Genomic DNA, 20082 nt, shown 5'->3' on the forward strand with positions numbered 1-20082 from the left:
AGCCGACCGCCGATATACCCGGCATCTGCGCATTAACTATGGGTATCTCGACGACCCGCGCTTGGAAGGGGCTATCAGGAGTCTTGGAGATCTCGCCAACGCGCAGCTTAAATCTACACCTGGAAAATCGGGACCCATCTTCGAGGAACGTTCGTCGCGACCCTAGCTTGCGACAATGCAGACCGAGGTCCGCCGCCTTCAACTGACTCTCAACATCACGCGCGCCACCTCTTTGGGCTGCTGCCGCGAACGCACTCGCACCCTTCTGTCGCAATTTTTTAACATAATCATTATTGCATAGCTAGATTGCCACACTCATTCCAACGCGCCCACGCATCATCATTAATTATGTTAAAAATACAATCTTGCACGTCACTGATGCGTAGCGCTGAGTTGCTGTTGATCATTTGCTGAATCCAATCGACGGTTACCGTCGGATCCGTCACGGGAGCCAGCCTCTCCGGCAATGCTTCCTAGCTCGCTCGGCAAAGGTCGCCACCCCATAGACCAGTGTCCCGCCGCCAAAGTTGGCGAAGCCCAGCACATCCTCCATTAACCCATCGCGCTGGTCACTCTGTCGCCTCAGCGCATCCCCTCACTTGTAGTCCATCGAGTCGGTCGCTCTGCGCCGACTCGATGAAACTCAACACAGGGGCGGCGGGTCGCTACAAAGGCTGATTCAGGTCCGCTCAGATCTCACTGCGCTGCAGCAGATACCCCAGCCCGCCGACCCTGAACCATCGGTAGCCATAGGGCTCCAGCAGCATGCAGTGCCGCCCCTTCTTGTCGGCGTTGCTGTGCGCCTCGGTCAGCAGGTTGGTGAGCCGCGCCCCGTCGGGCCCGATCTTGCGCGCCGGCAACTCGAACTCCATCGGCTGCTCCGACAGGTTGTGCACGAACAGCACCGAGTTGTTACGCCAGTCGTAGCGCAACACCAGCACTTGCGCGGACGGGTGCGCGAGCACCTCGAAGTCGCCCCACCCCACCTCCGGAATTTCCTTGCGCATGCGCAGGGCGCGCTCCATCCAGTTCAGCAGCGACTCGGGGTCGCGCCGCTGCGCGGCCACGTTGACGTGCTCGAAGCCGTAGGCGCCGCCGCTGATCACCGGGCGCACTGGCTTGCGCGCGGCGGTGAAGCCGCCGTGCGGCTCGGTGGACCACTGCATGGGCGTGCGCGCGCAATTGCGCTCGGGCAGCGCCAGGTCGTCGCCCATGCCGATCTCGTCGCCGTAGCGCAGCACGGGCGTGCCCGGCAGCGTGAGCATCAGGCTGTACGCCAGCTCGAGCCGGCGCCGGTCGCTGCCGAGCATGGGCGCCAGGCGCCGGCGGATGCCGCGGTCGTAAAGCTGCATGTCCTTGTCGGGCGCAAAGGCCGCGAACACCCGTTCGCGCTGCGCCTTGGTGAGGCGCCCGAGGTCGAGCTCGTCGTGGTTGCGCAGGAACATGCCCCACTGCGACGTGGCCGGGCGCGGCCGCGTGGCGGCCAGTGCCTTGGCGAGCGGGCGGCTGTCGGCGCTGGCCAGCGCGTAGAACAGGTTCTGGTTGACCTGAAAGTTGAACATCATGTGCAGCCGCTCACCTTCGTCGCCGAAGTACTGCATGTCGGTCTTCGGCAGCACATTGGCCTCCCCGAGGATGACGGCGTCGCCCTTGCGCCACTGCATCAGCTCCCTGAACTGGCGCAGCATGTCGTACTGCTCGCTGGGGCCCTTCACGTCGGCGCCCTTCCTGGCGATGACGAACGGCACGGCGTCCATGCGAAAGCCCGAGACGCCCAGTTGCGTCCAGAAACCCATGATCTTCAGTATCTCGGCCTGCACCATCGGATGGCTGGTGTTCAGGTCGGGCTGGAAGTCGTAGAAGCGGTGAAAGTACCAGCGCCTGGCGAGCTTGTCGTAGGTCCAGGTCGATTTCTGCACGCCGGGAAACACCACGCCGTCATCGGCGCGCGGCGGCTTGCGCTCGGCCCACACGTACCAGTCGTGGTACTTGCTGTTGCGGTCGCGCCGGGCTTCCTGGAACCAGGGGTGCTGGTCGGAAGTGTGGTTGACCACCAGGTCGATCAGCACGCGCATGCCGCGCTGCGCGGCCGCGTGGGTGAACTCCACGAAGTCGCCCAGCGTGCCGAAGCGGGGGTCGACGTTGTAGTAGTCCGCCACGTCGTAGCCGTCGTCGCGGCCCGGCGAGGTCTGGAACGGCATGAGCCAGATGGTGGACACGCCCAGCCCGTTGAGGTAGTCGAGCCGGCGCGTGAGGCCCTCGAAGTCGCCGCATCCGTCGCCGTTCGCATCCATGAAGGTCTCGACCGACAGACAGTAGACGACGGCGTTCTTATACCAAAGGTCTTTGATCATGCATTCCTGCTTTCAGGGAAGGACTCGCACACATGGACCCCAGGCAAAACCCCCCGTCGCCCGACAGCTGGTGGAAGAACGGCATCGTCTATCAGATCTACCCGCGTTCGTTCCAGGACAGTGACGGCGACGGCATCGGCGACTTGCGCGGCATCCGGCAACGGCTCGATTATTTGGTGTCGCTCGGCGTGGACGCCGTCTGGATTTCGCCGATCTACCCCTCACCAATGGCCGACTTCGGGTACGACATATCCGACTACTGCGGCATCGACGCCCGCTTCGGCACGCTGGCGGACTTCGACGAACTGGTGCGCGGCGCGCACGCGCGCGGGCTGAAGGTCATTCTCGACTTCGTGCCCAACCACACCTCCGACCAGCACCCGTGGTTCACGCAGAGCCGGTCTTCGCGGCACGACCCGAAGCGCGACTGGTATATCTGGCGCGACCCTGCACCGGACGGCGGCCCGCCGAACAACTGGCTCAGCAACTTCGGCGGCCCGGCCTGGACGCTCGACGAGGCCACCGGCCAGTACTACCTGCACTCGTTCCTGCGCGAGCAGCCCGACCTCGACTGGCGCAACCCCGACGTGCGCGCGGCCATGTACGAGGCGCTGCGCTTCTGGCTGCGCCGCGGCGTGGACGGCTTTCGCATCGACGTGCTGTACCACCTGGTGAAGGACGCGCTGTTTCGCGACAACCCGGCCAACCCGGCGTTCGTGCCGGGCGGCGACCCGTCGCACAGCCTGCTGCCGCTGTACACCGCCGACCTACCCGAGGTGCAGGACATCGTGCGCGAGATGCGCGCCGTGGTCGACGCCTTCAGCGACGCACAGGGCGAGCGCGTGCTGATCGGCGAGCTCTACCTGCCGCTGGCGCGCCTGATGGCGTACTACGGGCTCGACAGCACCGGCGTGCTGCAGGGCGTGCAGCTGCCGTTCAACTTCCAGCTCATCGGCGCGCAGTGGCAGGCCGATGTCATCCGCCGGCTGGTGCACGACTACGAAGCCGCGCTGCCGCCGGGCGCGGCGCCCAACTGGGTGCTCGGCAACCATGACAAGCCCCGCATCGCCAGTCGCGTCGGTCCGTTGCGCGCCAGGCTCGCGGCCATGCTGCTGCTGACCCTGCGCGGCACGCCCACGCTCTACTACGGCGACGAAATAGGAATGACCGACGTGCCCATTCCGCCCAATGAGGTGCAAGACCCGTTCGAGAAGAACGAGCCGGGCAAGGGCCTGGGCCGCGACCCGCAGCGCACGCCGATGCAGTGGAGCACCGGCGCGCACGCTGGGTTCAGCCAGGGCAGGCCCTGGCTGCGGCTGGCGGACGACTGGGCCACGCACAACGTCGAGCTGCAGCAGGCCGATGCGGCGTCGATGCTCGCGCTGTACCGCCGGTTGATCGCGCTGCGGCGCGCGGAGCCCGCGTTGCACGCCGGCGCATGGGAACCGGTGGACGCGGGTGCGGACGTCGTGGCGTATGCGCGCACCTTCGCGCAGCGGCGGCTCGTGGTGCTGCTGAACTTCGCGGAGGCGCCGCGGGACGTCGATGGGTCGGTGGTCGGTGCTAAAGCCGACGTGCTCGCGAGCACCCGGCCCGAGCGAACGGGCCTTCAGGGCGGGCTGCTGACGTTGCAGGCGCTTGAAGGCGTGGTGCTGGCCTGTGCCAATGAATAGTGGGGAGCGAGCAGCTCCACGCGGCTAGCGCCCCGTGAACCGCGCAAGCCGCCGCTCCACGAAGTGCTGCACGCCTTCGGTGAAGTCCTCGCTGCGAATGCTCTGCACCATCTCGGCATTCGCGAGCGCCACGGCCTCGCCCAGGGTCTGCCACGGCGCCTCCCACAGCTGCTGCTTCATCACGCGCACCGAGCGGGGCGACACCTCGCTCGACAGCGTCGCGGCCAGCGCCTGCGCTTGCGCCAACAGCTCGTCCGCCGGCACGACGCGGTTGACGAGGCCCATGGCCAGGGCCTCGGCCGCGTCGATCTTGCGCGAGGTCAGCAGCAGGTCGGTGGCGTTGGCATGCCCCACGATGCGCGGCAGGATCCAGGCGATGCCGTGCTCGGCGATCAGCCCGCGCTTGGCGAAGGCGGTGGCGAACACCGCCTTGTCCGAGGCGATGCGGAAGTCGCTGTACAGCGCCATGATCAAACCCAGGCCGGCGGCCGCGCCGTTGATGGCGCTGATGATGGGCTTCGGCGCGGCGGGAAAGTAGGTGTACCGCGTCTGGTAGTCGGCGCGCCGGTTCATGTCGTAGGGCCGCATCCATTCCTCGGCCTGGATGTCCTCGGGCGGCAGCACGGCGAGCTCTTCCATGTCCATGCCCGCGCAGAAGGCGCGGCCCGCGCCGGTGAGCACGATGGCGCGCACGGCCTTGTCCCGCCCCGCGGTTTCGATGGCGGTGCGCAGCTCTGCCTCCAGCACCTTGGTCAGGGCATTCATCTGCCCCGGCCGGTTGAACGTGATGGTGGCGACGGGGCCGTCGACCTGGTAAATGATCTGTTGGAAAGTCATGGGGTGTGTCGAATCAGGTGGGGGTGAACGCCATGAAGGCCGGCGGCAACTGCAGGGAGACCGGCTCGAGGAACTCCTCGATGCCGAAGCGGCCGTTCTCGCGCCCGATGCCGGATTTCTTGAAACCGCCGAAGGGCGCCGCAGGGTTGAAGGGCGCGCCGTTGATGTCGACCTGCCCGGCGCGCAGGCGGCGCGCGACCGCCAGCGTCTGCGCGGCGACAGGGCCCCACACGGCGCCGGCCAGGCCGTAGTCGGTGCCGTTGGCCAAGGCAATGCCGGCGTCGATGCCGTCGTAAGCCATCAGCACCAGCACCGGGCCGAAGACCTCTTCCCGTGCCACGGCCATGCCGGGCTCGACGTCGGTGAGCACGGTGGGCGGCACGAAGAAGCCATGCGCGGGCACCGGGGTGTCGGCTTCGATGCGCCGCGCGCCGGCCGCGAGCGCCTCGTCGATCAGGCCCGACACCTTCTGCTGCTGCGCCCTGGAGATCAGCGGGCCGAGCCGCGTGGCACCGTCCGCCGGGTCGCCCATGCGGTAGCCGGCGAGCAGCTCCCGCGCGATGCCTTCGGCTTCGGCGAGCGACGCGCGCGGCACCAGCAGGCGCGTGGTCGCGGAGCAGGTCTGGCCCGAGTTCAGCATGCAGCCGGCCAGCGTCGCCTTCACGGCCAGCGCCAGGTCGGTCCCGGGCAGCACGAGCGCGGCCGACTTGCCGCCCAGCTCGAGCGCCACGCGCTTGATGTCGCTGCCGGCCACCGATGCAATGTGGCGCCCGGCGCGCGTCGAGCCGGTGAACGACACCATGTCGACGCCGGGGTGGCGCACCAGTGCGTCTCCCACCTCTGCGCCCACGCCGTGCACCAGGTTGAACACGCCGGGCGGAAGCCCGGCCTGCCGCACGGCCTCGGCCAGCAGGAAGGCGCTCGTGGGCGCGAGCTCCGAAGGCTTGAGCACCACGGTACACCCCGCGAGCAACGCGGGCGCGACTTTGCCGGTGATCTGGTGCAGCGGATAGTTCCACGGCGTGATGCAGGCCACCACGCCGGTGGGCACCTGCTGCACCAGCGAGTGGCCGATGCGCGATGTCCATTCGAATTCGGCCGCGAGGTCGGCGTACATGTCCCACGCCGCGAGGGGCGCGCCGACCTGGATGCGGGCTGCGAGCTTGCGCGGCATGCCGACCTCGCGCGAGATGGCGATGGCCAGGGCCTCGCCCTGCTCGCGCAGCGCCGCGGCCACCCGGCGCACGGCGGCGATGCGCTCGACCACGGGCGTCGCGGCCCAGCTTTCGAACGCGCCGCGCGCGGCGGCCACTGCCGCGTCGACGTCGGCCGCCGACGCGCTGCGGTAAGAGGCGAAGCTCGCCTCCGTGAAACTGTCGAGCACGGGCAGGTCGTGCTCGCCGTGCGCGGGCACCAGGGCCCCGCCGATGAAGAGGTGGGTGTGTCTTGTCATGCGGGTCATTCGTTGGGGGGGTTCGGGGTGCGGGCCGCGTCGCGCCGCGCGATGAACTCGCGCATCACGCGCTGCGGCTCGCCGGTCGAGTAGCACTCGAGCTGGTAGCGAATGCCCGCGCTGCAGGCTTCCTCGAAGCCCGGCTGCGTGCGTTCGCGAAAGCGCTGCTTGGTCGTGCGCAGCGCGGCGCCCGGCAATGCGGCCAAGGCGCTCGCGCGCTCCAGCGCGCGCGGCAGCACCTGGGCGGGCTCGACCAGGTCGTTGACCAGCCCCAGCTCGAAGGCGCGCTGCCCGGTGATGAGCTCGCCGGTGAGCGACAGCTGCTGGTTGAGCGAATGGCCGATCTGCAGCGACATCAGGTACGAGCCGACCACGCTCGCCAGGCCGGCCCTGACCTCGGGCTGCCCCATGCGCAGCGTGGCATGCGCCACCCGCAGGTCGCACATCAGCGCCATCTGGAAGCCCGCGCCGACCGCCGTGCCGTTCAGCGCGGCCACGATCGGCTTGGTCACGTCGCGCACCGCCTGGTACATCGCATGCTGGCGGCTGAGCCAGCCGGCCAGCGTGTGGGTGTCGATGGTGGCCGACTCGTCCAGGTCCTGGCCGCCGCAGAAGGCGCGCTCGCCGCTGCCGGTGAGCACCAGCGCGCGCACGGCGGGGTCGGCGTCGAGCGCTCGCAGCGCGTCGGTGAGGCCCTGGCGCAGCTCGGGGTCGACCGCGTTCATCACCGCGGGGCGGTGGAGCGTGACGACGGCGATGCCGTCGCGCTGCTGTACAAGAACCGTGTCATTCATGCCCATGCTCCTTGCGTGCCGGCGCGCTCGATCACCGCGTCGACGGCCCAGCCGCCCTGCCCTTCGTCGCCGACGATCAACGGATTCAGGTCGATCGACGCGATCGCCTTCGGGTGCGCGGCGGCCAGCGCGCCGAGCGCCACCGCCGCGCGGGCCACCACTTGCAGGTCGACCGGGTTCTCGCCGCGAACACCGGCCAGCACGGGCGCGATGCGCAGGCTGCGAAGCTTGGCGAGCACGTCGGCCTCGCAGAACGGGTGGAGCAGCACGACGAAGTCGCGCAGCGCCTCCACGTACTTGCCGCCGTCGCTCACCATGACCACCGTGCCGAACAGCGGGTCTTGCCGGACGCCGAGCGCGAACTCGCGGCGGCCGCGCACGCGCTGCGCGACGATCACGCCGTCCAGCGGCACGCCCATGGCCGCGACCTTTTGCGTGCAGCGGGTCCAGGCATCGACGACCGCTTCGGCCGTCTGCAGGCCGACGAAGACCAGGCCGTGCTCGCTCTTGTGCGGAATGCGCGCCGAGCAGGCCTTGACCACCACGTCCGGCCCCAGGGCGCGCCATGCCTGCACCGCCTCGTCGGCGTTGCGGCACAGCCGGTAGGGCACGGTGGGAATGCCGGCTTCGGCAATCAGCGCCAGGCTGTCGGCCTCGCTCAGCAGCGGCTCGTCGCCCCCGGCCGCTGGATGCATCGCGGGGAATGCAGGCACCGTTGCCACGGCGCCAGCCAGGGCGCTGCGCGCCGCCGCCTGCCGCAGCAGCGCGCCGTGCCGGCTCCACTGGTGCAGCGCGTCGATGGCATCGGTCTCGTGCGCGAACACCGGCACGCCGGCGGCACGGAAGGCCTCGCGTACCGACGCCTGCGGCGCCGATACCGCCGTCGGCTTGCCGCGCGATGCCGCGAAGCGCGCCGTGTCGCGGGCCATGCCCGGCACGTCGTAACCCTCGCCGGCCACCGGCACGCCGACCAGGAACATGTCGGCCTGCGGGTCGGCCGCCAGCGCGCCGAGCGTGTCGGCGTACATGCCCCCTTTGGTCATCAGCGACGCCGTGAGGTCGACCGGGTTCTGCGCCGTCGCGAAGCTGGGCATGATCGCGGCCAGCGCCTTCACCACCGGCGCGCCCAGTTCCGCCAGCGGCAGCCCCAGCGACTCGGCCGCGTCCGCGCACAGCACGCCGACCGCCCCGCTATGGCTCATGACCACCAGCCGCTCGGCAGGCCGCGGCGGCGCCGCGAGGTACAGCTCGACGGCGTTGACCAGGCCGTGCACGTCCCTCGCGCGCCAGATGCCGTGGCGCTCTAGAAAGGCGTCGACCACCACGTCGTCGTTGACGATGGCACCTGTGTGCGACGCGGCCGCCTTCGCGCCGTGCGCGCTGCGGCCCGACTTCAGCGCGACTACCGCCGCGCCGCGCGCGCCGGCCACGCGCGCCACCTCGGCCAGCATCGCCGGGTCGCCCAACGACTCGATGTACATCAGCACCACGCGAATGTCGGGGTCGGCAGCGGCGGCCAGCGCCAGTTCGCACACCGAGGCATCGGCGTCGTTGCCCGAGGCGACCAGGTAGCGCACGCCCACGCCGCGCTCGCGCAACATCGCATACGGCATCACGCTGGCCGCGCCGCTCTGGCTGACGATGGCCACGGGCCCGTCCTGCGGCGCGACCTCCATGAACATGGTGCTGAAGTTCATCACCGCGCCGGTCTGGAAGTTGGCCACGCCCTGCGCGTTGGGCCCGACCAGGCGCACGCCGAGGCGGCGCGCCTGCGCAACCAGCGCATGCTGCAGCGCCATGCCGGCGGCGCCGGTCTCGCCGAAGCCCGAGCTCATGACGATGGCCGCGGCCACGCCGCGCGCGGCGCACTGGTCGATCACGCCGGCCACGGCCTCCTGGCCGACCGCCACGATCGCCACGTCGGGCGCCTCCGGCAGCGCGTCGAGCGAGGGGTACGCGCGCAAGCCCTGCACCGTTTCGCGCTTCGGGTTGATCGGGTAGATGGCGCCGCGGAAGCCGAAGCGCTGCAGGTAGTGCAGGGGCCGGCCGCCGACCTTGTTGCGGTCTTCGGTGGCACCGACGACGGCGATGCGTTGCGGCGAGAACGCCGTCTTCAGGCGAGGATCGAGCATGGAATTCATGGGGAGCGTGCGATTCAGTCGAGGCTGGCGCCGGAGTTCTTCACCACCGGCGCCCACTTGGCGGTGTCGCTCTTGATGAGCGCGGCAAACTCGCCCGGCGTGGTACTGCGCGCCTCGGCGCCGTCGGCCTCCATGCGCTTCTTCATGTCGTCGGCGGCCATGATGGCGGCGATCTCGCGCTGCAGCCGGTCGATGACCGGCGCGGGCGTGGCCTTCGGCGCCAGCACGCCGTACCAGATCGCCACGTCGAAGCCCTTGAGCCCGGCCTCCTGCGCCGTCGGCACGTTGGGCAGCAGCGGCGAGCGCCTGGGCCCCGTCACGGCCACCGCATGCACCTTGCCGGCGGCGAGGTTCTGCGTTTGCTGGGCGATGGTGTCGAACATCATCGACAGCCGCCCGCCCAGCAGGTCGATGAGCGCGGGCGCGGAGCCCTTGTACGGAATGTGATTGATCTGGATGCCCGCGGTGCTGCGAAACAGCTCGCCCGACAGGTGGTTGGAGCTGCCGTTGCCGGCGGAGCCGTAGGTCAGTTCGCCCGGCTTGGCCTTGGCCAGCGCCACCAGTTCGGCCAGGTTCTTCGCCGGCACCTGCGGGCTGACGACCAGCACGTTCATGGTCGTGGCCATGAGGCTGACCGGCGCGAAGTCTTTCACCGGGTCGTAGCGCAGCTTCTTGTACAGGCTGGGGTTGATGGCCATCGTGCCGGTGGTGCCGAAGAACAGCATCTGCCCGTCGGCCGGTGCGCGCGCCACCAGTTCGGCGGCAATGCCGCCGCCGGCGCCGCCCCGGTTGTCGATGATGACCTGCTGCCCCAGCCTGTCGCCGAGCTTCTGGGCCAGCAGCCGAGCCATCGAATCGGTCGGGCCGCCGGGCGGGAACGGCACGACCAGGGTAACGGGTTGCCTGGGGTAGGCCGTGTCCTGGGCGTGCGACAGGGGCGAGGCCAGCAGCAGCGGCAGGGCCAGCGCCGCGCACAGCGAGTGCATGAGTTTCAAGCTTGTCTCCTTTTATGGTTTGCAACGCCGAGGTTAGGACGCGCGCTCGTTTCCAGAAAGGCGAATGAATGGATTTCAGGTTTCCATTAAAGTGAAACCATGAAACTCAAGCAGCTGGACACTTTCCTGCTCGTGGCGGACATGCAGTCGCTGTCGCGCGCGGCCATTGCGTCGGACACCGCGCAGTCGCTGGTGAGCCGGCAAATTTCCATGCTCGAGGCCGCGTGGGGCGGGCGGCTGTTCGAGCGCACCGGGCGCGGCATGACGCTGTCCGACTTCGGCAAGCGCATGTACCCGGAGGTCAAGCGCGTGCTCGACCAAGTGCACCAGCTCGACACCACCGCGAGCGAGGCGGCCGGCGTGCTGACCGGCACCGTGCATGTGGGCGTGCTGCCTTCGCTCTCGCGGCAACTTCTGCCCCGGCTGCTGGCCGACATTCGCGAGCGGGCGCCGGCCTTGCGCCTGCATGTACTGGAAGGCTTCAGCGGCACGCTGGACGATCAGCTGGCCTCAGGCAGGCTCGACATGATCGTCGTCAACCGCTACGGCTCTTCGGCGCTGCGCGGCGAAGACGTGCTCGGCAAGGTCGACACGTTTCTCGTCGGCAAGGCGGGCGGCCCCGAGCTTGCGGGACCGACGATGCCGTTTCGCGCCCTCGCCGGGCTGCCGCTGGTCTTGCCGGCCGTGCCCAACGGCCTGCGCGCCACGCTCGACGTGCTTTCGCGGCGGCACAACATCGAGCTCGACATCGTCATGGAGGTGGACACCGCCACGTCGATGAAAGACGTAGCGGCCAGCGGCCACGCCTTCACCCTGCTGCCGAAGACGGCGGTGGCGCAGGAAGTGGAGGCGGGCCTGCTTGGCGCGTGCCGGGTGGCGAGCCCCGGCATTCGGCGGACCATTGCGCTGAGCCTCTCGCGGCAAAGGCCGCTGTCGGACGGCGCGCGGCTGGTGGCCTCGCGAGTGAACCTGCTCGCGTCAGCCCTGCTGCGCGACCAGTGAGCCGGCCCGCGCCACGCGCCGCAGGGCCTGCGGCGGCTGGCCGTACACGCGCACGAAGGCGCGCCGCATGCGCTCGGTGTCTTCGAAGCCGGTGAGCCGCGCCACCGCTTCGATGCTGCTGTCGCCGCCCTCGATGTGCGCGCGCGCGACTTCGGCGCGAATGCGCTCCACGGCCTTGGCCGGGGTCTGCCCGGTCTCGGCCTTGAAGGCGCGCATGAACTGGCGCGGGCTCACGCAGGCCACGTCGGCCAGCCGCTCGATGCCGAGGTCGGCCGTCAGGTTTTCGCCGATGTGTGCCAGCACGGCGCGCATGCGCTCGCTTTGCGGCGCAAGGTCTTGCAGCGCCGAGAACTGCGACTGCCCGCCCGCGCGCCGGTGGTAGACCACCATCTCGCGCGCCACGGCGCCCGCGACGTCCGCGCCCAGGTCGGCCTCCACCATGGCAAGCGCCAGGTCGATGCCGGCGGCGATGCCCGCCGAGCTCCACACGTTGCCGTCGCGCACGAAGAAGCGGTCGGCATCGACGGTGACGCTCGGGTGCTCCCGCTGCAGCCGCGTGGCCTGCCGCCAGTGCGTGGTGGCGCGGCGGCCGTCGAGCAGGCCCGCTTCGGCCAGCAGGAAAGCGCCGGTGCACACGCTGGCCACGCGCCGCCTGGCCGCGAACGCGGCGCGCAGGTGCTGCATGAGCGCGGGCGTGGCGGCGCCGGGCTTTCGCGCGCCCCAGCCGCCGGGCACGACGAGCGTGTCGGCCAGCGTATCGGTATGGGTGCCACGCCAGCTGCGCGTTTGTATCTCTAGCCCGGCCGAGCACGTTACGCGCCCGCCGCGCTCCGACAGCACCGAGATCTCGTAGGCCGGGCCGCGCCGCTTGCGCCCCAGCTCGGCCGCCACCTGGAACACCGACAGCGGGCCCGCCATGTCCAGCAGCTGGAACTCGGGAACGAGCAGGAAGGCGACGGAATGGGTCATGTCACTTTATGAGGGAAATGTGTCTTTCTTGCCGCAGTGTCGGTGCATAGAGTCGATGGTGTCAAACGCCCTTGCCTTGCTCACGTCCTTCCATGACCGACACCCCCTCCACCCCTACGTCCGCTGCGTCCGCCACGTCCGCTACAGGCCGCCGCGACGCGCGCGTGCTCGCGATCTGCCAGGGCCTCTACACGGCGGCCGTGTCCATCGACCTCACGCTCACCGCGCTCACGGGGCACATGCTCGCGCCCGACAAGTCGCTGGCCACGCTGCCGTTCGCGCTCATCACGGTGGCGGGCGCGGTGGCCACGTGGTTCGCCTCGCTGCTCATGCAGCGCATCGGCCGGCGCGGCGGCTTCACGCTGGGGGCGCTCGCGGGCACGGCGGGCGGGCTGGTGTCGGTGTGGGCGGTGTTCCACGACGACTTCTGGGTGTTCTGCGCCGGCACGGCGCTGGTGGGCGTGTACCAGGCCTTCGCGCAGTTCTACCGGTTGGCGGCGGCCGACGGCGTGGCCGCTGCGGACAAGAGCCGCGCGGTATCGACGGTGCTGGCAGGCGGGGTCGTCGCGGCCGTGGCGGGGCCTGCGCTGGCGGCGTGGAGCAAGGACCTTTTTCCGCCGGTGCTGTTCGCGGGCGCGTACCTGATGGTCGCGGTGCTGGGCGCGGTGTCGGTCGTGCTGATACTGGCGCTGTACCGCGACACGCAGGCGCAGGCCGCGCCGGGCGCGCCGGTCGACACGCGCCCGCCGCGGCCGCTGCGCGACGTCGCGCGCCAGCCGATCTTCATTGCCGCGCTGGCCAACAACGTTGGTGGGCTCGGTGTCGATGATGTTTGTGATGACGGCCGCGCCGCTGGCCGCCGTGGCCTGCAACCATTCCATCAACGACGGCGCGGGCATCATGCAGTGGCACCTGGTGGGCATGTATGCGCCGGCGCTGTTCGCGGGCGCGCTCATCCAGCGGTGGGGCCTGGCGCGGGTGGTGAGCCTGGGCATGGTGCTCAACGTGGTGTGCTCGGTGGTCGCGATGAACTCGACCACGCTGCCCGCCTTCTACGCCGCGCTGTTCTGCCTGGGCGTGGGCTGGAACTTCATGTTCGTTGCCGGCACCACGCTGCTGGCGCAGTCGTACCGGCCACAGGAGCGCGGCCGCGCGCAGGGCGCTGCCGAGCTGCTGCGCAACGTGTGCACCGCCTTCGCGACGCTGGCCGCCGGCCCCGCCCTCGACCACTTCGGCTGGGCGCCGCTCAATGCCGCGATGCTGCCGGTGGTGCTGCTCGCGGCCGGCATGACCTTCGTCTGGGTGCGCTCGGCGCGGCATGCGGCGGCGGTGAAGGCAGCGTGAGGCAGAAGCGAGGGCATTCGTTAGCGCGGGAGCGGTTGCGCTCGGTGGGCACGAAGCGCGTCAGGGCACCAGCGACCGCACCGCGTTTTCCAGCGCCCGAAGCAGCGGGCCTTTGCGCGCACTGAGCGTGTCGACGCTCATGCCCAGCGTGATGCCCATGTGAGGCTGCCCGGCAATGGCCGGCAGCAGCATCGACAGGTTCGCGTAGCCGGCGCGAGGGTAGTGGATGCTTTCCGCCCACCCGCGCTCGCGGCACGCCCGAACCTCGGCCACGAGCGCCGGCACGTTCACGCGCTGCTCCGAAGACGTCGCCTGCGCGTTGGCGCGCTGCGCGATGCGCTGAACCTCGCGGTCGCTCTCGCGCGTCAGCAGCATCTTTCCGGCGGCGGACAGGCACACCGGCCGCATCACGCCGACGGAGTACCGCAGCGCGTTGGGCTTGTGGCTCGGCAGCGAAAGAATGAATCGCACGTGGATGCCCTGGCGCAGGCCCACCAGCACGGCCTGGCCCGTGTGCAGGCGCAGTTGCTCCATGTTGGAGAACAGGCTGGCCTGGCCGAACAGCTCGTCGTGCATCCAGGTGCCCAGCAGCATCACGCGCAGGGTGGGCCGGTAGCTGCGGGTGGCGGTGTCGTGGATGAGGTAGCCGAGCGACTCCAGCGTGCGCAGCAGCATCGAGGTGCTGGACTGCGGGTAGTCCAGCGCGTCCGCCACCTCGGACACGGTGGCGGGGCCGTGGCGCGCGGCGAAGAACTCCAGCATTTCCAGCGTCCTGCGCGCGGACTTGACCTCGGAGCGCTCCGACGCGTGCGCATTCGCTTCGTTTGCCGCATTCGACGGGGCCTGCGTAGCTTTGGGTTTCATGGGGCAACGGTGTGTGCGGCAGCCGACTATGCCGCGCCCCGGCCCGCCGCAGCTTCGCGCTAACCCCTATCGATTCATCACATATGTGATGCACCTGCGGGGTGGCCAAACCTACATTCGTTCGCAGTCCCGCCCCCCACGAAGGAGATCGAACGATGTTTCCCCGCAACTGCTGGTACGTCGCCGCCATGGCGCACGAAGTGAGCGACGCGCTGTTCCCGCGCACCCTGCTGAACGAGCCGGTGCTGCTGTTCCGCCGCCAGGACGGCAGCGCCGCGGCCATTGAAAACCGCTGCAGCCACCGGCGCGTGTCGCTGCACCTGGGCAAGCGCGTGGGCGACCACGTGCAGTGCGGCTACCACGGAATGGAGTTCGACGGCAGCGGCCAGTGCGTGCGCATTCCCAACCAGCAGCGCATTCCGCCGAAGGCCTGCATCAAGGCCTACCCGCTGGTCGAGCGCGACAGCTTCCTGTGGATATGGATGGGCGACAAGGCCCTGGCCGCGCACACACCGGTGCCCGACTTCTCGACCGTCTGCAGCTCGCCCGCCTACGTGGGCCGGCGCGGCGACGCGCTGCGCGTGGAGGCGCCCTACACCTACAACCTGGAGAACGTGATGGACCTGTCGCACGTGAGCTATGCGCACCAGCAGACCGTCGGCACGCAGGACGTGGCCGAGACCAGGCCGCGCACGACCGTGTCGGCGCACGGCGTGGAAGTGCACCGCGAGTGGGAGCGCACCGAGGCCGCGCCGGTGTTCAAGCGCCTCTTCGGCTGGAGCGAGACCCGGCGCACGCAGACCATCCGCTTCTGGCCGGGCGCCAACATCCAGCTGGACATCAGCTCGCAGCCCGTGGGCAACACCGACCCGGCGCTGGTGCGCAACATTCGCGTGGTGGGGCCCTGCACGCCCGAGACCGAAGGCACGCACCTGAAGTTCTCCACCATGTACCGCGACTTCGCGCTGGACGACACGGACATCACCCAGCGGCTCGCCGATGCCTTCCTGGTCACCCTGCACGAAGACAAGGTGCTGATGGAGAACCAGTGGCGCAACGTGCTCGCCGACGGCGCCGGCGCGCCGATGGTCGACATCGCGGTCGACCAGGCGCCGCTGGCCACGCGCCGCATGCTGCAGAAGATGGCGCTCGCTGAAAGCCAGGGCCAAGGCCAGGCCCAACCCTGAGCCGCGGCCATGCGCGCGCACGCAGCCCTTGAACAACAACACAGAGACAACCCCCATGACCACCCAACGACGTATCGCACTCGCCGCCATGCTGGCGACACTCTGCGGCTTGAGCGGCGCGGCGCGAGCCGCCGAGCCCGCCGCCTTCCCGCGCAAGCCCGTGACCATCGTCGTGCCCTACCCGGCCGGCGGCGCGTCCGACGCGTTGATACGGCCCATGGCCGAGAAGCTCTCGCGCATGTGGGGCCAGCCGGTGATCGTAGACAACCGCACCGGCGCCAACGGCATCATCGCGACGCAGGCGGTGATGCGCGCCGAGCCCGACGGCCACACAATCCTGCTGCACCTGACGGGCTTCATCCAGAACGCCAGCCTGTACCGCAAGCTGCCCTACGACCCGTTCAAGGACCTGGCGCCCGTGACGCAGCTGGGCACGCAGCCGATGGGGCTGGCGGTGGGGTCGGCGAGCCCGTACACCTCGGTGGCGGCGCTCTCGGGCGGCCTCAAGGGGAAGGCAGCGGGCACCAGCGACTTCAGCTACGGCTCGTTCGGCATCGGCTCCACCGGCCACATCTTCGGCGAGCTGCTCAAGCAGAACATCGGCGTGGACATGCCCCACGTGGCCTACCGCGGCGAGGGGCCGATGCTGATCGACCTGATGTCGGGCCGAGTGACCGTCGGCTTCGTCTCGTCGGCCACGGCGGCGACGCGGCAGAAGGACAAGTCGCTGCACATCCTGGCCGTGACCGGGCCGCACCGGCTGGCGTCGATGCCGCAGGTGCCCACCCTGTCCGAGGCCGGCATGAAGGGCTACGACCTGGTGGGCTGGCACGGCTTCTTCCTGCCGAAGAACACGCCTGCCGCGGTGGTGGAGCGCATTGCCGCCGACACGCGCACCGTGCTCGCGCAGCCCGACATCGTCGCGCGCATGCGCGAGCTCGAAATAGAACCCACCGGCACCTCGCCCGCCAACTTCGCGAAGCTGCTGCGCAGCGACTACGCGAAGTGGGACGGGCTCATCAAGCAATTCAAGATCGAACTGGAATGACCACGACATGCTGAGCTCCACCACCCTGCCTGCGCGCCTGCAACTCGCAGACCCGCTGCTGCTGAAGACCCAGGCCCACATCGGCGGCCAGTGGCTCGACGCCGACGACGGCGCGACCTTCGACGTGACCGACCCCGCGAGCGGCGCGCTGCTGGCCGCCGTGCCCGCCATGGGCGCCGGCGAAACGGCACGCGCCATCGAGGCCGCCCAGGCCGCCCTGCCCGCATGGAAGGGCCTGCCCGCCGCCGCCCGCGCCGGCGTGCTGCGCCGCTGGAACGACCTGATGCTCGCGCACGCCGAAGACCTGGCGCGCATCCTCACCGCCGAGCAGGGCAAGCCGCTGGACGACGCGCGCGCCGAGGTGGGCTACGCGGCCTCGTTCATCGAGTGGTATGCCGAAGAGGCGCGCCGCGTGTACGGCGACGTGATTCCCGGGCCCTCGGGCGACCGGCGCATCGTGGCGCTGAAGGAGCCCGTGGGCGTGTGCGCGGCCATCACGCCGTGGAATTTTCCGTACGCGATGGTCACGCGCAAGGCGGCGGCCGCGCTGGCCGCCGGCTGCACCATGGTGCTGAAGCCGGCCGAGCAGACACCGCTGTGCGCGTTCGCGCTCATGGAGCTGGCCGTGCGCGCCGGCGTGCCGGCCGGTGTGTTCAACTTGGTCACCGGCGACCCGGTGGCCATCGGCGGCGCGCTCACCGCGAGCCCGGTGGTGCGCAAGCTCAGCTTCACGGGCTCGACCGAGGTCGGCCGCCTGCTGATGCGCCAGTCCGCCGGCACGCTGAAGAAGCTGTCGCTGGAGCTGGGCGGCAACGCGCCCTTCATCGTGTTCGAAGACGCCGACCTGGACGCGGCCGTCGACGGCCTCATGGTCGCCAAGTTTCGCAATGCCGGCCAGGCCTGCATCGCGGCCAACCGGGTCTATGTGCATGCGCGCGTTTACGAGCGCTTCGCCGACAAGCTCGCAGGCGCCGTCGCCGCGCTCAACGTGGCCGAAGGCACGGTGCCGGGCTCGCAGATCGGCCCGCTGATCGACGCCGACGCGCTGGCCAAGGTCGAGCGCCACGTGGCGGACGCGGTGGCGCGCGGGGCGCGCGTGCTGGTGGGCGGCAAGCCGCATGCGCTCGGCGGCAGCTACTACGAGCCGACCGTGCTGGCTGGTGCCGATGCATCTATGCTGCTGGCGCAGGAGGAAACCTTCGGCCCCGTGGCGCCGCTCTTTCGTTTTGACGACGACGCCGAGGCCATCGCGCACGCCAACAGCCTGGAGTTCGGGCTGGGCGCGTACGTGTACAGCCGCGACCACGCACGCATCTGGCGGACCATCGACGTGCTGGAAGTCGGCATGGTCGGCGTGAACAGCGGGCTGATCTCGACCGCGGTGGCGCCCTTCGGCGGCGTGAAGCAGTCGGGCATCGGGCGCGAAGGCTCGTATCACGGCATCGAGGAATACCTGGTCGTGAAGTACGTGTGCCTGGGCGGGCTCGATGGGCTCGGCGTTTCTGGCTCCCCCGGCTCACCTCGCACTGCCCTGCACGCATGAGCACCTTCGACGTTCGGCTGCACGCGGTTCGCCTCGAAGCAGAAGGCGTGCACTCCTTGGAGCTGCGGGCGTTGCCGGGGCAGGCGCTGCCGCCCTTCACGGCAGGGGCGCACATCGACCTGCACCTGCCGAACGGCATGGTGCGCAGCTATTCGCTGTCGAACCCGCCCGCCGAAACGCTGCGCTACGTGCTCGGCGTGCACCGCAGCCCGACCAGCCGCGGTGGCTCGGCGCTGGTGCATGCGCAGCTGCACGTCGGCCAGACGCTGCGCGTGGGCATGCCGCGCAACAACTTCCCCTTGTTCGAGGCCGCGCCGCACACCGTGCTGATCGCGGGGGGCATCGGCATCACGCCGCTGCGCTCGATGATCGGCCGGCTCGAGGCGCTGGGCCGCTCGTGGGAGCTGTTCTATGGCTGCCGCCGCCGCGCCTGCGCCGCCTGGCACGACGAGCTGCTGGCCCTGGACGCGCAGGCACCCGGGCGGGTGCATTTCAGCTTCGACGGCGAACACGACAAAAACGGTGAACACGGCGAACAGCGGCTGGACCTGCGCCGCATCGTGGCCGAAGCGCGCGGCGATGCGCACCTGTACTGCTGCGGCCCGCGCCCGATGCTGGAGGCCTTCGAGGCCGCCACGGCCGGCCTGTCGCGCGAACGGGTGCACATGGAGTACTTCAGCGCCAGGGAGGCGCCCGCGAGCGAAGGCGGGTTCCGCGTCGAGCTGGCGCGAAGCGGCCGAACCGTGTGCGTGGCGCCAGGCCAGACCATCTTGGACACGCTGCTGGCCGCCGGCGTGGACGCGCCCTACGCATGCATGGAGGGTGTGTGCGGCTCATGCGAAACGCGGGTGCTTGCCGGCACGCCCGACCACCGGGACCTGGTGCTGTCGAGCGAGGAGCAGCGCGCGAACGACCGCATGATGATCTGCTGCTCGGGCGCGAAGACCGCGACGCTGGTGCTAGACCTGTGACTTGCCTGGCGTGCGGGAGGGGGCGAGGGCTGAGGCCGGGCCAGGCACTGGGGGCTTGCGCTTGGTGGCTGCGGGCTGCTTTTTCTTTCCACCCTTCGCCACCCACTGGTCGACCATCGTCGTCACCAGCTCCCGCACCATCGTGCGTGTCTTCGTCCACGGCATGCCGGGCGTCATGTGCGGGAACAGCACCGTGCCGTGCACCGCGGCCAGCAGCACGTCCGCGGCGGCGCGCGACGACAGCGTGGGCCGCGCGATCGTCTCGAAGAGCGCATCGACCGTTTCGTAGTACAGCGCCAGGATGTCGCGCACCGCCTGCGACTTCGCGAACCCGTCGGTCGCCGAACGTGCCGCGGGTGCAGGAAAGATGACAAGGAAATCCTCCATGTGCGAAAGCCAGTAGTCGGCCGTGCCGATGAACAACTTCTTCACCCGCTCGACCGGGTCGGGCGTGCGCGCGACCACGCGCCTGAACTTCTGCGTGGCGGCCTGCATGTCTTCGCCGCGAATGTGGAAGAACAGGTCTTGCTGGTCGCGAAAGTACTGGTAGATCGCGCCCGGCGCGTAGCCGGCCTCGGTGGCCACGCGGCGCAAGGACACCGCCGCCAGCCCTTCCTGGCTGACCAGGCGGCGGCCGGCGGCGATGAACGCGGCCTTGACCCGCTCCTTTTCTTCGGGGGTGCGGGCGCGGCTGAGAACCTCGCTGCTCGGCTTGCGGAATGGCATCGGTACGACCAGGTGACAGAACGCAAAAGTATAGGTGCGGCGGGGAAAACCCCGATACTTATTGAACACGTTCAAATAAAATCCGGCCATGCCCGAAACACTTGCCAGCGCCACCCCGTCCTGCTGTTGCGCTGCAGCCGCCGCCACGAAGCCGGTTGCGTCTACGCTCACGCCGCCGGCA

At 69.7% G+C, this 20082-nt stretch carries 15 protein-coding genes and 1 pseudogene; 7 read left to right on the top strand and 9 right to left on the bottom strand.

Going from position 1 to position 20082, the window contains the following annotated elements; all coding sequences use genetic code 11:
* Positions 1-689 precede the first annotated feature (689 nt).
* A complete protein-coding gene (locus AC0IYU_RS32695; protein WP_472125919.1) occupies positions 690-2354 on the bottom strand; it encodes an alpha-amylase family protein in 1665 nt (554 codons plus the stop codon).
* Between the two features lie 32 nt (positions 2355-2386).
* Here AC0IYU_RS32695 and AC0IYU_RS32700 point away from each other — a divergent pair, with 32 nt between their 5' ends.
* Complete coding sequence (locus AC0IYU_RS32700) at positions 2387-4027, top strand: alpha-amylase family glycosyl hydrolase (protein WP_472125921.1); 1641 nt, start codon at positions 2387-2389, stop codon at positions 4025-4027.
* Between the two features lie 24 nt (positions 4028-4051).
* On the opposite strand, the gene AC0IYU_RS32705 is transcribed toward AC0IYU_RS32700, so the two are convergent.
* The 5 genes from AC0IYU_RS32705 to AC0IYU_RS32725 are packed head-to-tail and all read right to left on the bottom strand — an operon-like array spanning position 4052 to position 10238.
* Positions 4052-4864 (bottom strand): enoyl-CoA hydratase, encoded by an 813-nt coding sequence (locus tag AC0IYU_RS32705; protein WP_472125924.1) that lies wholly within the window; start codon positions 4862-4864, stop codon positions 4052-4054.
* Positions 4865-4877: 13 nt separating this feature from the next.
* On the bottom strand, positions 4878-6317 hold the full coding sequence (locus tag AC0IYU_RS32710; protein ID WP_472125927.1) for an aldehyde dehydrogenase family protein: 1440 nt from the start codon (positions 6315-6317) through the stop codon (positions 4878-4880).
* A 5-nt stretch (positions 6318-6322) separates the two neighbouring features.
* Positions 6323-7111, bottom strand: coding sequence for an enoyl-CoA hydratase/isomerase family protein (locus tag AC0IYU_RS32715; protein WP_472125930.1), 789 nt, complete (start codon positions 7109-7111; stop codon positions 6323-6325).
* Positions 7108-9252, bottom strand: coding sequence for an acetate--CoA ligase family protein (locus tag AC0IYU_RS32720; protein WP_472125933.1), 2145 nt, complete (start codon positions 9250-9252; stop codon positions 7108-7110). The genes AC0IYU_RS32715 and AC0IYU_RS32720 overlap by 4 nt, the downstream gene beginning before the upstream one ends.
* A 14-nt stretch (positions 9253-9266) precedes the next feature.
* On the bottom strand, positions 9267-10238 hold the full coding sequence (locus AC0IYU_RS32725; protein ID WP_472126038.1) for a tripartite tricarboxylate transporter substrate binding protein: 972 nt from the start codon (positions 10236-10238) through the stop codon (positions 9267-9269).
* Between the two features lie 108 nt (positions 10239-10346).
* Here AC0IYU_RS32725 and AC0IYU_RS32730 point away from each other — a divergent pair, with 108 nt between their 5' ends.
* Positions 10347-11249 carry a LysR substrate-binding domain-containing protein gene (locus AC0IYU_RS32730; RefSeq protein ID WP_472125937.1) on the top strand — a complete coding sequence of 301 codons (903 nt, stop codon included), beginning with the start codon at positions 10347-10349 and terminating at the stop codon, positions 11247-11249.
* On the opposite strand, the gene AC0IYU_RS32735 is transcribed toward AC0IYU_RS32730, so the two are convergent.
* Complete coding sequence (locus AC0IYU_RS32735; protein WP_472125940.1) at positions 11226-12218, bottom strand: GlxA family transcriptional regulator; 993 nt, start codon at positions 12216-12218, stop codon at positions 11226-11228. The two genes, AC0IYU_RS32730 and AC0IYU_RS32735, sit on opposite strands and share 24 nt — an antisense overlap.
* 92 nt (positions 12219-12310) lie before the next feature.
* Between AC0IYU_RS32735 and AC0IYU_RS32740 the strand changes: the two are divergent.
* Positions 12311-13562 (top strand): annotated as a pseudogene (locus AC0IYU_RS32740) (MFS transporter).
* 60 nt (positions 13563-13622) lie between these two features.
* On the opposite strand, the gene AC0IYU_RS32745 reads toward AC0IYU_RS32740, so the two are convergent.
* Positions 13623-14426 carry an IclR family transcriptional regulator gene (locus tag AC0IYU_RS32745; RefSeq protein ID WP_472125943.1) on the bottom strand — a complete coding sequence of 268 codons (804 nt, stop codon included), beginning with the start codon at positions 14424-14426 and terminating at the stop codon, positions 13623-13625.
* Positions 14427-14581: 155 nt separating this feature from the next.
* Here AC0IYU_RS32745 and AC0IYU_RS32750 point away from each other — a divergent pair, with 155 nt between their 5' ends.
* The 4 genes from AC0IYU_RS32750 to AC0IYU_RS32765 are packed head-to-tail and all read left to right on the top strand — an operon-like array spanning position 14582 to position 19175.
* The gene (locus tag AC0IYU_RS32750; protein WP_472125946.1) at positions 14582-15613 is read left to right on the top strand and encodes a Rieske 2Fe-2S domain-containing protein; all 1032 of its coding nucleotides are present in this window, start codon (positions 14582-14584) and stop codon (positions 15611-15613) included.
* A 55-nt stretch (positions 15614-15668) separates the two neighbouring features.
* Entirely contained in the window at positions 15669-16661 is a 993-nt protein-coding gene (locus AC0IYU_RS32755; RefSeq protein WP_472125949.1) for a Bug family tripartite tricarboxylate transporter substrate binding protein, read from the top strand.
* Positions 16662-16668: 7 nt separating this feature from the next.
* A complete protein-coding gene (locus AC0IYU_RS32760; protein WP_472125952.1) occupies positions 16669-18204 on the top strand; it encodes an NAD-dependent succinate-semialdehyde dehydrogenase in 1536 nt (511 codons plus the stop codon).
* Complete coding sequence (locus AC0IYU_RS32765; protein ID WP_472125955.1) at positions 18201-19175, top strand: PDR/VanB family oxidoreductase; 975 nt, start codon at positions 18201-18203, stop codon at positions 19173-19175. The genes AC0IYU_RS32760 and AC0IYU_RS32765 overlap by 4 nt, the downstream gene beginning before the upstream one ends.
* Here AC0IYU_RS32765 and AC0IYU_RS32770 read toward each other — a convergent pair.
* Positions 19164-20072 (bottom strand): TetR/AcrR family transcriptional regulator, encoded by a 909-nt coding sequence (locus tag AC0IYU_RS32770; RefSeq protein ID WP_472125958.1) that lies wholly within the window; start codon positions 20070-20072, stop codon positions 19164-19166. The two genes, AC0IYU_RS32765 and AC0IYU_RS32770, sit on opposite strands and share 12 nt — an antisense overlap.
* Positions 20073-20082 lie beyond the last annotated feature (10 nt).

The organism is Variovorax sp. AC103 (assembly GCF_979254005.1).

What these genes read in the sequence shown, in the direction of transcription:
- AC0IYU_RS32725 (WP_472126038.1), bottom strand. Translation starts at nt 10,238, where the DNA reads ATGCACTCGCTGTGCGCGGCGCTGGCCCTGCCGCTGCTGCTGGCCTCG.
- AC0IYU_RS32710 (WP_472125927.1), bottom strand. Translation starts at nt 6,317, where the DNA reads ATGACAAGACACACCCACCTCTTCATCGGCGGGGCCCTGGTGCCCGCG.
- AC0IYU_RS32720 (WP_472125933.1), bottom strand. Translation starts at nt 9,252, where the DNA reads ATGAATTCCATGCTCGATCCTCGCCTGAAGACGGCGTTCTCGCCGCAA.
- AC0IYU_RS32695 (WP_472125919.1), bottom strand. Translation starts at nt 2,354, where the DNA reads ATGATCAAAGACCTTTGGTATAAGAACGCCGTCGTCTACTGTCTGTCG.
- AC0IYU_RS32705 (WP_472125924.1), bottom strand. Translation starts at nt 4,864, where the DNA reads ATGACTTTCCAACAGATCATTTACCAGGTCGACGGCCCCGTCGCCACC.
- AC0IYU_RS32760 (WP_472125952.1), top strand. Translation starts at nt 16,669, where the DNA reads ATGCTGAGCTCCACCACCCTGCCTGCGCGCCTGCAACTCGCAGACCCG.
- AC0IYU_RS32745 (WP_472125943.1), bottom strand. Translation starts at nt 14,426, where the DNA reads ATGAAACCCAAAGCTACGCAGGCCCCGTCGAATGCGGCAAACGAAGCG.
- AC0IYU_RS32765 (WP_472125955.1), top strand. Translation starts at nt 18,201, where the DNA reads ATGAGCACCTTCGACGTTCGGCTGCACGCGGTTCGCCTCGAAGCAGAA.
- AC0IYU_RS32715 (WP_472125930.1), bottom strand. Translation starts at nt 7,111, where the DNA reads ATGAATGACACGGTTCTTGTACAGCAGCGCGACGGCATCGCCGTCGTC.
- AC0IYU_RS32730 (WP_472125937.1), top strand. Translation starts at nt 10,347, where the DNA reads ATGAAACTCAAGCAGCTGGACACTTTCCTGCTCGTGGCGGACATGCAG.
- AC0IYU_RS32755 (WP_472125949.1), top strand. Translation starts at nt 15,669, where the DNA reads ATGACCACCCAACGACGTATCGCACTCGCCGCCATGCTGGCGACACTC.
- AC0IYU_RS32750 (WP_472125946.1), top strand. Translation starts at nt 14,582, where the DNA reads ATGTTTCCCCGCAACTGCTGGTACGTCGCCGCCATGGCGCACGAAGTG.
- AC0IYU_RS32735 (WP_472125940.1), bottom strand. Translation starts at nt 12,218, where the DNA reads ATGACCCATTCCGTCGCCTTCCTGCTCGTTCCCGAGTTCCAGCTGCTG.
- AC0IYU_RS32700 (WP_472125921.1), top strand. Translation starts at nt 2,387, where the DNA reads ATGGACCCCAGGCAAAACCCCCCGTCGCCCGACAGCTGGTGGAAGAAC.